The organism is Micromonospora echinospora (assembly GCF_014203425.1).
Lineage (GTDB): Bacteria > Actinomycetota > Actinomycetes > Mycobacteriales > Micromonosporaceae > Micromonospora > Micromonospora echinospora_A.
On the sequence record NZ_JACHJC010000001.1, the window covers coordinates 623,471 to 636,618 of the forward strand.

Below are 13,148 nucleotides of genomic sequence, written 5' to 3' on the forward strand. Positions count from 1 at the left end.
CTATTCCGCGTCGGGACGCCCATGCGAGCCGGGCCGCGGCATGCGGTCCACCAGCTTGGTGAGCGTGCCGTTGGCGAACGTCGCGCCGAGCGCCGAGCCGGTGGCGATGGCCCAGCCCACGGGTCCCATCGGGGTGCAGCCGAAGAACTGGCTGACACCAGGCGTCTGCACCACCACGACCAGCGCGCCCACCGACGCGGCGGTGGCGGCGAGCACGCTGGGGCTGGTGCCGCCGGCCAGCACGGTCTGGCCGAGCTGCGTGCCGATCAGGGACGCCAGCGCGACGGTGCCGGCCCGCCGCCGGGTGCCGGTCCACCTGGCGATCGTCCAGCCGGCCGTCGCGCCCAGCGTGGTCGACGCCGCGCGCAGCCCGATCTCCCGGGTCATGGTGACGCCCAGCGAGGAGTCCGGACCCTCGCGCAGCAGGTGGTCGGCGCGGTCGTCGGCCGGCGGGCGTACCGCGATGGCGAGCGCCGGCGCGAGGTCGGTGAGCAGGTTGACCAGCAGCAGTTGCCGGCCGTTCAGGGCGGACCGGCCGGTCGCGGCGGCGGTCAGGACGCTGAACGCGATCTCGCCGAGGTTGCCGCCGACCAGGATGCTGAGCGCGTGCCGCACGGACGACCACATGGCCCGTCCCTCGACCAGCGTGGCGATGATCGTCTCCAGCCGGTCGTCGGTGACCACCAGATCGGCGGCGGCGCGGGCGGCGGGTGTGCCCCGTTGACCGAGCGCGATGCCGACGTCGGCGAGCCGGATCGCCGGGGCGTCGTTGGCGCCGTCACCAGTCATCGCGACGGTCCGGTCCTGGCGCTGCAACGCCTGGATGATCCGTACCTTGTGGGCGGGCGTGCAGCGCGCCACCACGTCGGTGGCCATCAGGCGCTCGGCGAGCGCGGCGTCGTCGAGCCGGTCCAGGTCGGTGGCGGTGACCACGCGCTGCCCGCCGTCGTCCGGGCTGATGGCGGCGGCGATGGCCTCGGCCGTGGCCGGATGGTCGCCGGTGATCATGACGGTGTGCACGCCCGCCGCCCGGATCCGGGCCACCGCCGGCCGGGCGCTGTCCCGCACCCCGTCGGCCAGCGTCAGGAAACCCACGAAGACCAGCCCGTCGACCTGTTCGTCGCTGACCTGCTCGGTGGAGACCGGGCACTCGGCCACGGCGAGGACACGGTGCCCGGCGCCGGCCCGTCCGGCCAGCATGGCCTGCACCTCCTCGCGTCCGGCCGCGTCCAGCGGCCGGTCACCCTCGGCGGTACGCCGGGACGCGCAGCGCGGCAGCACCGACTCGGGTGCGCCCTTGACGCTGAGCAGCAGCCCGTCGGCGGCGCGGCCGACAGCGGCGCTGTAGCCCCGGGACGGCTCGAACGGCAGTCCGGCCGTGGCGGTCCAGTCCGCCGCGCCGGTCCGCTCGACCACCCCGGCGGCGTTCGCGCCGCGGCGTACCGCCCGGTCGGTCTGCTGCGGCAACTCTTCCGGGTCGGCGGCGGACGGGGTGGCCCGCAACGCGGCGGCGAGCGTCATCCGCAACGCGTCGTCGAGCTGGTCCACCGGGGCGTACCTGTCGTCGCCCGCACCGACCCCGGCCAGCAGCAGCTTGCCCTCGGTCAGCGTGCCGGTCTTGTCGAAGCAGAGCACGTCGACGCGGCCCAGCGCCTCGATCGTCCGCGGGTTGCGGACCAGGGCGCCGTGCTCGGCCAGCCGCCGCGCCGCCGCCAACTGCGCGGCGCTGACCAGGAACGGCAGCCCTTCCGGCACCGACGCGACGGCCAGGTTCGCGGCGGTCGCCGCCGTCTCGGCCAGGGGTACGCCCCGAAGCAGCCCCGCACCTGCGACAGCGATCGCCGAGGCGGCCGCCAGCGGTACGGCGCTGCTGGTCAGCTTGCCCAGTCGTGCCTCCACACCGCTGGCGGGCGGGGCCTCCCGGGCCATGGCGAGGCTCCGCCCGGCCTCGGTCTCCGCGCCGGTGGCGACCACCACAGCGGTGCCGTGGCCGGCGGCGACAGTGGTGCCCTCGAAGAGCATCGAGTGCCGTTCGGCGATGGCCGCCGCGACCACCGGGTCGGGGTTCTTCGCCACCGGCAGCGACTCACCGGTCAGGGACGACTCGTCCGCCTCCAGCCCGTCACTCGTCAGCACCCGGCAGTCGGCCGGTACGGCGTCCCCCGAGCTGATCGTGATCACGTCGCCGCGTACCAGCTCCTCGGCGGGCACCACCCGTTCCGCGCCGTCGCGCAGCACCCGGGCGGTGATCGCCGAGCGGGACAGCAACTCGGCCAGCGACCGTTCGGTGTTGCGCTGGTGCACCGCGCCCACCAGCGCGGAACCGCCCACCACACCGCCGACCAGTGCGGCGTCGACAAGTGAGCCGAACGCGGCGGAGAGCACCGCCCCGGCGGCCAGCACCGGGGTGAGCGGGTTGGACAGCTCCTCGACGAACGAGCGGAGCAACCCGGCCGGACCGTGGTCGTCCCCGACCTCGACGCGCCGCCGACGTGTCGCCTCGCCCTCGGTCAGCCCGGACGGATCGGTGTCGAGTTGGTCGAGGACGGTCTCCACCGGCATGAGATGCCACGCGCTGAGCGCGGGCGCCGGTGCGCCGGTGCGGTCCGGCAGCCGGTGCGCCCGGAACACGCCGTGCGCGAACGCGGCAGCAGCGGCGCCGTTCACCGCGGCGAGCGTCGGGCGGGGCAGGCGCCGGCGGTCGGCGGTGAACGCGCCGAGCGCGCCGAGCCCGGTGCCGGCCATCGCGATCCGGATGTTCTGCTCGGTCATCCGGCGGGCCACGCCGGCGGCGTCGACGAGCAGGGCCGGCACTCGCAGGTCGTCGCCGACCAGCAGGTGCGCGCCCCACGGGGGCAGGTCGTCCGGGCCGTACACGCCGAGGCCGCAGTCGGACGCGGCGAGCGCCGACCGCTCGCCGGAGACCACCATCACCACCGCGCCCTCGCGTTGCAGGTCGTGCACCGCGTCGGCGAGCCGGGGGCCACCCGGGACGAGCAGGTCGGCGAAGTCGTACCGGCCGTCGTCGGCGCCCGCAACCACGAGCCGCAGGCCCGCCTGCCGGGCGGCCGACGCGAGCGCGTCCACCCCCGGCGCGGGTTCCGGCTCGACCCGCAGTACGGCGGCGAGCCGGCCGTTCTCGGCCAGCCCGAGCAGCTGACCACCGTCGGCGCGCAGCCGCGCGCTGTCCGGGGTGTCTCCGGGATCCTCGGCGCCGAGCCGGTCCAGCGGGCCGATCCGCCAGCCGTCGGCGGCGCGTGCCGCGTCCGGCTCGGCCGGGTCGAACAGCGCGAACGCCCGGCCGGCGACCTGACCCGTGTCCGCGCCGGCCAGCGGCGCCAGGTCGGCCAGCACGCCCCGGTCCGAGCCGAGCACCGCCGCGTCCAGCACCACCGTGTCGATCCGGTCCAGCTCACGCAGCACGCTGCGGTCCATCGCGATCACACCGCGCCGGGCGAGCATCCGGCCCAGCTGTGCGCCGTACCCTTCGCGGCCGGAGCCGGGCGCCTTCGGTAGCGAGGAGAGCGCCAGCGCGGCGGCCCGCTTGGGTCCCAGCACCGGCAGCGCCGCCGCCCCGGCGACCGCGCCGGCCGGAAGCACCCGCTTGGCGTAGCGCTCCGGCTGCCCGTCCGGCACCGGGCACGGCCGCTCACCGTCCGGCACCCGGGCCACAGCCCGCTCCGGATCACCGGTCAGGTGCGGCTCGGCCCGCCGCCACGCGGCCAGTTGAGCGGCCCCCTCGCCCCACTGGACCACGCGCTGCGCGCCGTCGAGCACGATTCCGGCCCAGCCGCCGGTCAGACCCTGCACCACCGCTTCGGCCAGCGGGAACAGCACCTCGGCGCGGGGGTCGGCGCGGATGCCAAGCCCGGCCAGCGCGTGCAGCTTCGGGTGCAGGTCGACAGCGCCCAGCAGACCGGCCACCTCGGCCGGAACGGGAGTGAGCGGCAGCACCCGGGTCGCGGCGGAGATGCCCAGCCCGAGCACGTCGGACAGCAGCGCGCCGAAGGTACGGGCGGTGCGCGGGCCGTCCTCGGGCGGCTGCGGTGGCTCGATCTCCGGGTCCGGCTCGTACGGGCAGGTCCGCTCGACGCGGGCCACCGTGGCGATCAGGTCGCGCAGTTTCGGCGCCGGTTCCCCGGTCGCCACCACCACCCGGCCGGACGGCGCGTTCACCCGCGCCCAGTCCACCCCCGGCATCGACTCCAGCGCCGCCTCGACCTGCCGGGCCAGCCGGTCGCCGCCGTCCTGGCAGACGCCGTGCACCTCGATGTGGTGGCGGCCGTCCTGGGACCACACCCGGCGGCTGGTCAGCCCGGTGAGCCGGGCCAGCCGGGCGGCGGCCGTACCCACGCTTCCCGCGACCTCGGTGACCTTGGTGGGCACGGCGTCGGTGGGCAGGGCCGACCCGACGGTACGCGCGACGCGCGCGGCGGCCTCCGGCACGACCGTCGGGGACAGCAGGAGGCCGGCAAAGCGTCCCAGCGCCATCTAGCCTCCCGGTCTCGTCCCGGCGGCCCGACTTCCCGGCGCGGCGTCCGTTATGCCACCCGGACGGCAGAAGTTCGCGCTCCCGTCGTTCCCGCCGGACGAGACGGGGACCACAGTTGACCTCAACCCGGGGTGAGGTCCGAGGCTGTGACCCATGACCAGCACCACCGCCGTCCCGGCTGATCCACCCGTCGACCTGTGGTCGCCGCGCCTGCGGGCGATGACGGTGGGCAGCGTCGCCCTGGTGTCCCTGCTCGCGTTCGAGGCGCTCGCGGTGGGCACCGCCATGCCGACGGTGGCCCGCGCCCTGGACGGGCTCGGCCTGTACGCGCTGGCGTTCGGCGGCTCGTTCGCCTCCGGCGTGGTGGCGATGGTCGCCTCCGGCATCTGGTGCGACGCGCGCGGACCACGGCCGGCGATGTGGCACGGCGTCGCCTGGTTCGTCGCCGGGCTGGTGGTGGCCGGCTCCGCGACGACCATGGAGGTGCTGGTCGTCGGGCGGGTGGTGCAGGGCTTCGGTTCCGGACTGGTATCGGTGGCGCTCTACGTGGTGGTCGGTCAGGCGTACCCGGAGCAGTTGCGGCGGCGGATCTTCGCCGCGTTCGCCGCGGCCTGGGTGGTGCCGTCGCTCGTCGGCCCGGCGCTGGCCGGCCTGATCGTGGAACACCTGGGCTGGCGATGGGTGTTCCTCGCGGTACCGGCGGTGGCGATTCCGGCGGCGCTGCTGATCCAGCCGGGGTTGAAGGCGCTGGCCGGCACCGTGCCGACCCGGCCGCCCGCGGGCGCGTTGGCCCGCATCGGCTGGGCCTGCGGGGCGGGGGCGAGCGCCGCACTGCTGCACTACGGGGGGCAGCAGCGCGGCGTGCTCGCCGCCGCCCTGATCGGGACGGCGCTGGCCGGGCTGTTCGCCTGCGTGCCGCGTCTGCTGCCGTCCGGGTTCCTGCGCGCGGCACGTGGCCTGCCGACGGTGATCGGCCTGCGCGCGCTGGCCTCGGCGGCGTTCGTCGCGGCCGAGGTGGTGATCCCGCTGATGCTGTCGCGGGAGCGCGGGTTCTCGCCCACCGGAGCCGGGCTGGTGCTGACGGTCGGGGCGCTGTCCTGGTCGGTGGGCTCGTGGATCCAGGGCCGGATCGCCTCACCCCGCTCGGCCGCCAGCCTGCCCCGGGCGGGCCTGGCCTGTATCGCGCTCGGCACGGCGGGCGTCGCGTCGGCGCTGCTGCCCGGGCTGCCGGTGCTGCCGGCGGTGTTCTCCTGGGCCGTTGCCGGGCTCGGCATGGGCCTGCTCTACCCGTCGTTGTCCGTGCTCACCCTGGCGCAGTCCGCCCCGGCCGAACAGGGCCGCAACAGTTCGGCGCTGCAACTGGGCGACTCGCTCGCCGCCGCCACCGTGCTGGCGTTGACCGGCGCGGTGCTGGCCGCCGGTTCGTCACCCGGACCGGCCAGCTACGCGACCACGCTGGCGGTGGCAGCGGGCTGCGGCCTGCTGGGCCTGGCGCTTGCCGGCCGCGTGGTGCCTCACCCGGCGGGCTGAGGTGGGGCCCGCCCGGTCGCCCCTCACCCGCAGTGACGCTCCTGCCCACAACATCACCCGACCGCAGTATGACTCCTGGTCATATTTATGACTCTCAGGTATATCGCTCAACAGTCGTTGTCGCCTGCGCGGCTCTCACAGACTGTGATGAGGCAGCCGGGCAGACGCGAGATCGGTCACGACGGCCCGGCGAGCGGTCACGATCCCGGCCGGGCCGCCGTCCTGGATGCGGTCGGACGAGCCGGCCGCCGCGCACGGACTCGCCGCGACCGGCGAGGTCGGGGTGCGGGACGGGTCTGCAGGACGTGGGTAGGAGGAGTGGCGATGCGGGTGCTGGTGACCGGGGCGACCGGACGGCTCGGGCGGGTGGTTGTGCCTCGGCTGCGGGACGAGGGCTTCACGCTCCGGGCGACCAGCCGTCGACCCCGTACCGGGGACGGGGTCGAGTGGGTGACCGCCGACCTGGCCACCGGCGCCGGGCTGGCGGAGGCGGTCGCCGGGGTGGACGCGGTGCTGCACCTGGCGTCGTCGCCGCGGCGGCGTACCCATGAGGTCGACGTGCTCGGCACCCGCCGGCTGACAGTGGCCGCCGACCACGCCGGGGTCCGTCACCTGGTCTTCGTCTCGATCGTCGGCGTCGACCGGGTGCCGATCGCCTACTACCGGCACAAGCTCGCGGCCGAACAGGTGGTGGCCGCCGGGTCGGTGCCGTGGAGCGTGCTGCGCGCGACCCAGTTCCCGGAGTTCCTGGCGGACCTGCTGAAAGGCGCGAGCCGCCTCGGCCCGGTGATCGGGGACCGGGCGGTACTCGCCCAGCCGGTCGACCCGATCGACGTGGCGGATCGGCTGGCGGTGATGTTGCTCGCCGGGCCGTCGCATCGGGTCGAGGACTTCGCCGGGCCGGAGGTGCTGCGCTTCGACGAGGCGGTCCGCACGTGGCTCGCGGCGCGCCGAGTGCGCCGGCCGCTGCTGCCGGTCCGGATTCCCGGCCGGCTCGGGCGGGAGTTGCGCGGGGGTGGACTCACCACGACCGCCACGCCGACCGGCACCCGCACCTGGGCCGACTACCTCGCGGACACGTACGGGGGAACCGGCGGAAGATGAGAACCGGTCGGATCCGCGCCGGCCTACGGTGACCGCATGCTGGTCTTCGTCACCACAGTGCTCCTCTACGTCTTCGGTTTCGTCTTCCTCTACGGCGTGATCCGGGTCGGGGTCCGGCACGGCATCGAGGACGCCGAGGCGAACCGTCCCGAGGTGCTGCGCCGTCGGCAGCTCGCGACCACCGAGAACCGGGACTTCGCGCAGGAGAACGCGTTCCTCAGCAATCCCAACTGAAGGGCGGAGGCGGGGTCCGGAGGGTCGATCCGCGGGGCGGGTGCGAGGATCGCGACATGATGGGGACGCTGAAGACGGAGCCGGCCCGGGCACGGCTCGACCTGCTGGCCCCGCCGGTCGCCGCAGCGCTGCAGGAGTGGCCGGCCGGGGCCCCGGTGGACGTGGACGACGTGCTCGTCGCCCCGATCGACGCCGACCTGGCCGACACCGCTGCGTTCTGTGAGGCGTACCAGGTGGCGCTGGCGGAGTCGGCCAACTGCGTGGTGGTCGCCGGCAAGCGCGGCGGCGAGACCCGGTACGCGGCCTGCGTCGTGCTCGCCACCACCCGCGCCGATGTGAACGGCGTGGTCCGCAAGCTGCTCGACGTGCGCAAGGCGAGCTTCGCGCCGATGGCCGAGGCGGTCGAGTTGAGCGGCATGGAGTACGGCGGCATCACGCCGATCGGCCTGCCGGCGGACTGGCCGATCCTCGTCGACTCCCGGGTGATCGCCGCGCCGCACGTGATCATCGGTTCGGGCGTACGGCACAGCAAGATCGCCCTGCCCGGGCCGGCGCTCGGCGCGCTGCCCGGGGCGAGGGTGGTGGAGGACCTGGCCAAGCCGGCCTAGGTCCTCATCTGCATCGATCTTGTTCCACGTGAAACATCAGGCTGCCGCTTCGCGCTGCGCCACCTCGCGCAACGCGGCGAGCAGCGTCTCCGGCTCCTGCGCGCCGGTGACCGCGTACTTTCCGGCCAGCACGAACGTCGGCACGCTGGAGACGCCGAGCTGGTGCGCGGCGCTCAGGTCGGCTGCGACCTCCCGGCGGCCGAGGTTCGACTCCAGGTACTGCCGCGCCTCGGCCTCGTCCAGACCGGCCTCGCCGGCCAGCGTGACGAGCGCGTCGATCGATCCGACGTCGACACCGTCGTGGAAGTGCGCCCGGTACAGCCGCTCGACCATCTCGGCGGAGCGGCCGCGCTCGGTGGCGAAACGCACCAGCCGGTGCGCGTCGAACGTGTTCGCCGCCACCGCCCGGTCGAACCGCAGGTCCAGACCCGCGCCCGAGGCGACGCCCGTGACATGCGCGGCCATGCCCTCGGCCTTGTCCCGCCCGCCGAACTTGTCGCCCAGCGCCTCCAGCAGCGGCTTCGGCTCGGTGACCGGCGTCGGGTCGAGCTGGAACGGCCGGAACCGGACCGTAACGTCGCCGTCGTACGCCTCCAGTGCCTGTTCGAGTCGGCGCTTGCCGATCCAGCACCAGGGGCAGACCACGTCGGCGTAGATCTCGATGTCCATGACCAGCGACAACCCGCCGGTCAGGCGATCTGTTCCCGGACCTGGCGCTTGAGCCGGGCCAGGATGGCGGTGCCGCCGCGTACCCGCAGCGGGCTGATCGCCTGGGCCAGCCCCATCCGCTGGTAGAGGTCGTCCGGTACGGCCAGCACCTCCTCGGCGCTCGCCCCGGCCAGCCCTTCGGCGAGGATGCCGGCGAACGCGCGGGTGGTGGGCGCCTCCGGCGGGCAGTCGAAGACAGTGCTCACCGTCTTGTCCGCGTTCACCTCGGCACGCAGGAAGAACGCGGTCTGACACTCGGGGACCTGTTCCAGTTCGGCCCGGTCCACCCCCTCGGGCAGGGGCGGGATCACGTCGGCGAACTCCAGCAGCATTTCCAGCACGACGTCGCGCGGTGCGGCGGCGAACTCGTCCACGATCTCGGCCAGCTTGGTCGGCATCTCGGGCATGAGTCGAGGCTATCCGCCGCCGCGCGCCGTCACGCGACGGTGGTGGCGGTGCCCCGCGTCACGCGAGCGGGGCACCGCCCTCACGCGTTCGGCGCGGCCTCGCTGATGTCGCTGAGCGCCGACTGGGGGTCGAGCTGCATGGCGAGGTCGCCGAGGGAGACGATGCCGACGAGCTTGCGGTCGTTGTCGCAGACCAGCACGCGTCGGATGTTGCGCTCGCGCATCAGCGCCGCAGCCTCGTTCGCCGTGCAGTGCTGCTCGATCATGACCACCTCACGGGTGATGATCGAGCCGATCGTGGTGGTGCCCGGGTCGGCGCGTTCGGCCACCGCCCGCACCACGATGTCGCGGTCGGTCAGCATGCCGGCGAGCGTGGCGCCGTCGGTCACCACCACGTCGCCGATGTCCGACTCCTTCATCACCCGGGCCGCCTCGTCCAGCGGGGTTTCTGCCGGGAGGTAGATCACCTGCCTGGTCATCACGTCACTGACGCGGTACATGAGAGCCTCCGAACAATTCGGTCGATCCGTTTGCGGTACCCGGTGCCGCGTTCGCTACACCCCGTTGTGGCGCGTCGCGCCCACCTCGTCGCGCAGACGCTCCACGATGTCCTCCACCGGCACCTCGGTCCGTTCGCCGCTGGCCCGGTCGCGCAGCTCCACGTACCCGTCGGCCAGGCGGCGGCCGACCACGACGGCGCGCGGGACGCCGATCAGCTCGGCGTCGGTGAACTTCACCCCGGCGGAGACGTGGGTGCGGTCGTCGACGAGCACGCGCAGGCCGGCGGCGGCGAGGCGCCCGCCGAGGTCGAGCGCCGCGTCGAGCTGCGGCCCCTTCCCGGCGGCGACCAGGTGTACGTCGCACGGCGCGACAGCCGTGGGCCAGACCAGCCCTCGGTCGTCGTGGTGCTGCTCGGCCACCGCGGCGACCGCCCGGGACACGCCGATGCCGTAGCAGCCCATCGTGGGCCGGACCGGCTTGCCCTCCGGGCCGAGTACGTCGACCGCGAACGCGTCGGTGTACCGGCGTCCGAGCTGGAAGATGTGCCCGACCTCGATGCCCCGCCGGATGGTCAGCTCGCCCCCGTCGCAGGCCGGGCAGGGGTCACCGGGGCGCACCTCTGCCGCTTCGATCGTGCCGTCCGGTACGAAGTCGCGCTCGCACACCACGTCGGTGGCGTGCCGGCCCGGCTCGTTCGCGCCGGTCAGCCAGGCGGTGCCGGGCACCACGCGGGGGTCGACCAGGTAGCGGATGCCGTACTTCGCCAGGATCTGCGGCCCGATGTAGCCGCGGACCAGCTCCGGGTGAGCGTCCCAGTCCTCGAAGACCGCCACTGTGGCCGGGGCCAGCACTGCCTCGACCCGCTTGAGGTCCACCTCGCGGTCACCGGGCAGACCGATCACCAGCGGTTCGACCCGCTCGGCGCCGGGCCGGCGGACGCTGAGGACCACGTTCTTCAACGTGTCGGCAGCGGTCCAGCCGGTGCGCCCACCCAGCTTCCGGGCCTCGGCCAGCTCGACCAGAGCCGCGATGGTGGGCGTCTCCGGGGTGTCGTGCGCCTCGGCGGGCGGGTGCGCGTCCGGGTCACCGGCGGCCGGGGCGCGGGTCACCACCGCCTCGGTGTTCGCCGCGTAGTCGCAGGCGGTGCAGCCGACGAACGTGTCCTCACCGACCGGTGTGGCGGCCAGGAACTCCTCCGACGCGGACCCACCCATCGCGCCGGACATCGCGTGGACAGTGGTGAAGTCCAGCCCGAGCCGGGTGAACACGCGCTCGTAGGCGGCCCGGTGCCGGTCGTACGCCGCCTGGAGCCCGGCGTCGTCCAGGTCGAACGAGTAGGCGTCCTTCATCAGGAACTCGCGCCCGCGCAGCAGACCGGCCCGGGGACGGGCCTCGTCGCGGAACTTCGTCTGGATCTGGAACAGCGTCACCGGGAAGTCCCGGTACGAGGTGAACAGGTCCTTCACCAGCAGCGCGGCCAACTCCTCGTGGGTCGGCGCGAGCAGGTGGTCGGCGCCCTTGCGGTCGGCGAGCGTGAAGATGTCGTCCCCGTACTCGGTCCACCGCCCGCTGGTCCGGTAGGGCTCGGCCGGGAGCAGCGCCGGGAAGTGCACCTCCTGGTCGCCGATCGCTGTCATCTCGTCCCGCACGATCGCGGTGATCCGGTCCAGCACGAGCTTGCCCAGCGGCAGCCAGGTGTAGCCGCCCGGTGCGGCCCGGCGGACGTATCCGGCGCGCAGCAGCAGCCGGTGGCTCGGCACCTCCGCGTCGGCCGGGTCCTCGCGCAGGGTCCGGAGCAGCAGGGTCGACATGCGCAGCAGCATTGCCGCAGCCTATGGCGCGAGCGGAGGGCCGGGCGACCCCTTTCGGTGTCCGTGCGGACCGATCGTCGCCGGCTCGGCGAGGTGGCGGTATCGACACCAGTCGGATGCCGCCAACCCGCCGAGATGGCGCGGACGGGCCGGCAGATGTCGCGGGTGTCCGGTAGGAATGCGGCATGGCTGAGCGACCGCTGATGAAGCTGACGACAACGGTGCTGGACGCGCCGTCCGCAGAGGACCTGGCCGCGTTCTACGAGCGGCTGCTCGGCTGGACCCGGCGCGAGAAGGAACACGACTGGGTTCTCCTCGCCCCGCCGGAGGGCGGCCACTGGCTGGCGTTCCAGGACGAGCCGGCCTACGTGCGGCCGGTGTGGCCGGCCGGTCCCGGCGACCAGCAGATGTCTGTCCACCTCGACATCAAGGTCGACGACCTGGAGGCGGCCGTGGAATACGCGGTGTCGGTCGGCGCGACGCTGCCCGACTTTCAGCCGCAGGACGACGTCCGGGTGCTCCTCGACCCGGACGGTCACCCGTTCTGCTTCTACCTCTGACATGGGTGGTGTCAATCCGTCGGCTCGCGCCGTGAGTCAGTCAGCGCCCGGGGACTTCGACCTGACGATGGACGAGTTGCGCGAGGTGGCGCGGTACGCAGTCCGGCACGCGGAGGACGTCCTCCCGGTCTACGAGCGGGCGGTTCCGGACGGCCCGCGTCCCCGCGCGGCGATCGACGCCGCCTGGACGTTCGCGCGCGGTGCCGCCCGGACGAAACTCCAGCGGGTCACGTCCCTCGACGCGCACCGGGCCGCCCGGTCCGCGCCCACCGAGTCCGCGCGCCTGGCCGCCCGGGCCGCCGGTGACGCCGCCGCGGCCGCGTACCTGCACCCGATCGCGAAGGCCACCCAGGTCGGCCACATCCTGCGGGCCGCCGCGAACGCCGCGCGCGTCGCCGAACTGGAAGCCGGCGGCGACGAGACCGTCGGGCAGGCGATGCTGGACCGGTACCGGCAGCTCACCACGCCCGTACTCGTCGACGTGCTCCGCCGCTATCCGCCGCTGACCGGCGGCGGCAGCCGTGTGGCCCGGCTGATGAGCACACTGGACCACGACCTGCGGCACCGCGAGGCCGCGTCGTGATCCTGCCGAAGGTCCGCGATCCCCGGTTCACCACGATCCGCCGGGGCGGGACGCTCACCGACGAGCACCACCACCTGCTGGCGCTCTGGGCCGCCACCTGCGCCGAGCACGTCCTCGGCCTGTTCGAGGCGGTCCGGCCGGACGACAGCCGTCCGCGCGAGGCGATCGCGTACGCCCGGGCCTGGGTGCGGGGCGAGGTCAGGATGATGGAGGCGCGCGCGGCCGGGGGTCACGCCATGGGCGCGGCCCGGGACCTGCGCGGGGCGGCCCGCAACGCCGCGTACGCCGCCGGACAGGCCGCCGTCGTGGCCCACGTCGCCGCGCACGAACTCGGCGCCGCCGCGTACGCGATCAAGGCGGTACGCGCGGCGGCGCCCGCCGGTCTCGGCGAGGCGGCCGGGCGGGCCGAGTGCCGGTGGCAGCGCGACCAGCTCCCGGCCGAGATCCGCGAGCTGGTCCTGGACGACCAGCGGCTGCGCAACGACATCTGCTGGTCGGTCTTCGACTGCTGACGCCGGCCGGGTCCTGTCGGGAAAGTGCCACGGGCGGCGGCAACCATGGCGTGGGCGGGTGGCGTCTCGGAAGGCGTCACGCTGATGCACCACCTGAC

General features: G+C 74.3%; 12 protein-coding genes. 7 read left to right on the forward strand and 5 right to left on the reverse strand.

Annotated elements, in window-relative coordinates:
- Complete coding sequence (locus FHU28_RS02930; protein ID WP_184680606.1) at positions 1 to 4,491, reverse strand: cation-translocating P-type ATPase; 4,491 nt, start codon at positions 4,489 to 4,491, stop codon at positions 1 to 3.
- Positions 4,492 to 4,645: 154 nt separating this feature from the next.
- Here FHU28_RS02930 and FHU28_RS02935 point away from each other — a divergent pair, with 154 nt between their 5' ends.
- The 4 genes from FHU28_RS02935 to FHU28_RS02950 all read left to right on the forward strand — a co-directional run bounded on the left by FHU28_RS02935 (position 4,646) and on the right by FHU28_RS02950 (position 7,968).
- Complete coding sequence (locus tag FHU28_RS02935) at positions 4,646 to 6,022, forward strand: MFS transporter (RefSeq protein ID WP_184680608.1); 1,377 nt, start codon at positions 4,646 to 4,648, stop codon at positions 6,020 to 6,022.
- A 324-nt stretch (positions 6,023 to 6,346) separates the two neighbouring features.
- A complete protein-coding gene (locus FHU28_RS02940) occupies positions 6,347 to 7,126 on the forward strand; it encodes an SDR family oxidoreductase (protein ID WP_184680610.1) in 780 nt (259 codons plus the stop codon).
- Between the two features lie 36 nt (positions 7,127 to 7,162).
- Positions 7,163 to 7,360, forward strand: coding sequence for a hypothetical protein (locus FHU28_RS02945; protein ID WP_184680612.1), 198 nt, complete (start codon positions 7,163 to 7,165; stop codon positions 7,358 to 7,360).
- 59 nt (positions 7,361 to 7,419) lie between these two features.
- A complete protein-coding gene (locus tag FHU28_RS02950; RefSeq protein ID WP_184689162.1) occupies positions 7,420 to 7,968 on the forward strand; it encodes a YbaK/EbsC family protein in 549 nt (182 codons plus the stop codon).
- Positions 7,969 to 8,004: 36 nt separating this feature from the next.
- On the opposite strand, the gene FHU28_RS02955 is transcribed toward FHU28_RS02950, so the two are convergent.
- The 4 genes from FHU28_RS02955 to FHU28_RS02970 form a co-directional block, all read right to left on the reverse strand.
- Positions 8,005 to 8,637 carry a DsbA family oxidoreductase gene (locus FHU28_RS02955; RefSeq protein ID WP_184680614.1) on the reverse strand — a complete coding sequence of 211 codons (633 nt, stop codon included), beginning with the start codon at positions 8,635 to 8,637 and terminating at the stop codon, positions 8,005 to 8,007.
- A gap of 20 nt (positions 8,638 to 8,657) precedes the next feature.
- Complete coding sequence (locus FHU28_RS02960; protein WP_073826986.1) at positions 8,658 to 9,083, reverse strand: SufE family protein; 426 nt, start codon at positions 9,081 to 9,083, stop codon at positions 8,658 to 8,660.
- A gap of 80 nt (positions 9,084 to 9,163) precedes the next feature.
- The gene (locus FHU28_RS02965) at positions 9,164 to 9,583 is read right to left on the reverse strand and encodes a CBS domain-containing protein (RefSeq protein ID WP_116503040.1); all 420 of its coding nucleotides are present in this window, start codon (positions 9,581 to 9,583) and stop codon (positions 9,164 to 9,166) included.
- A 54-nt stretch (positions 9,584 to 9,637) separates the two neighbouring features.
- Positions 9,638 to 11,407, reverse strand: a complete 1,770-nt coding sequence (locus FHU28_RS02970) for a proline--tRNA ligase (RefSeq protein ID WP_184680616.1) — start codon at positions 11,405 to 11,407, stop codon at positions 9,638 to 9,640.
- A 173-nt stretch (positions 11,408 to 11,580) separates the two neighbouring features.
- Here FHU28_RS02970 and FHU28_RS02975 point away from each other — a divergent pair, with 173 nt between their 5' ends.
- Genes FHU28_RS02975 through FHU28_RS02985 form a run of 3 tightly spaced genes read left to right on the forward strand, consistent with a single transcriptional unit; the run spans position 11,581 to position 13,050 of the window.
- The gene (locus FHU28_RS02975; RefSeq protein WP_184680617.1) at positions 11,581 to 11,955 is read left to right on the forward strand and encodes a VOC family protein; all 375 of its coding nucleotides are present in this window, start codon (positions 11,581 to 11,583) and stop codon (positions 11,953 to 11,955) included.
- A gap of 31 nt (positions 11,956 to 11,986) precedes the next feature.
- Positions 11,987 to 12,538, forward strand: a complete 552-nt coding sequence (locus FHU28_RS02980; RefSeq protein ID WP_311773509.1) for a putative immunity protein — start codon at positions 11,987 to 11,989, stop codon at positions 12,536 to 12,538.
- Positions 12,535 to 13,050 (forward strand): putative immunity protein, encoded by a 516-nt coding sequence (locus tag FHU28_RS02985; RefSeq protein ID WP_184680619.1) that lies wholly within the window; start codon positions 12,535 to 12,537, stop codon positions 13,048 to 13,050. Before FHU28_RS02980 ends, FHU28_RS02985 begins: the two co-directional genes overlap by 4 nt.
- Positions 13,051 to 13,148 lie beyond the last annotated feature (98 nt).

Coding starts and splice junctions, on each gene's coding strand:
- FHU28_RS02950 (WP_184689162.1), top strand. CDS start 7,420: ATGGGGACGCTGAAGACGGAGCCGGCCCGGGCACGGCTCGACCTGCTG.
- FHU28_RS02930 (WP_184680606.1), bottom strand. CDS start 4,491: ATGGCGCTGGGACGCTTTGCCGGCCTCCTGCTGTCCCCGACGGTCGTG.
- FHU28_RS02965 (WP_116503040.1), bottom strand. CDS start 9,583: ATGTACCGCGTCAGTGACGTGATGACCAGGCAGGTGATCTACCTCCCG.
- FHU28_RS02960 (WP_073826986.1), bottom strand. CDS start 9,083: ATGCCCGAGATGCCGACCAAGCTGGCCGAGATCGTGGACGAGTTCGCC.
- FHU28_RS02940 (WP_184680610.1), top strand. CDS start 6,347: ATGCGGGTGCTGGTGACCGGGGCGACCGGACGGCTCGGGCGGGTGGTT.
- FHU28_RS02945 (WP_184680612.1), top strand. CDS start 7,163: ATGCTGGTCTTCGTCACCACAGTGCTCCTCTACGTCTTCGGTTTCGTC.
- FHU28_RS02970 (WP_184680616.1), bottom strand. CDS start 11,407: ATGCTGCTGCGCATGTCGACCCTGCTGCTCCGGACCCTGCGCGAGGAC.
- FHU28_RS02935 (WP_184680608.1), top strand. CDS start 4,646: ATGACCAGCACCACCGCCGTCCCGGCTGATCCACCCGTCGACCTGTGG.
- FHU28_RS02975 (WP_184680617.1), top strand. CDS start 11,581: ATGGCTGAGCGACCGCTGATGAAGCTGACGACAACGGTGCTGGACGCG.
- FHU28_RS02955 (WP_184680614.1), bottom strand. CDS start 8,637: ATGGACATCGAGATCTACGCCGACGTGGTCTGCCCCTGGTGCTGGATC.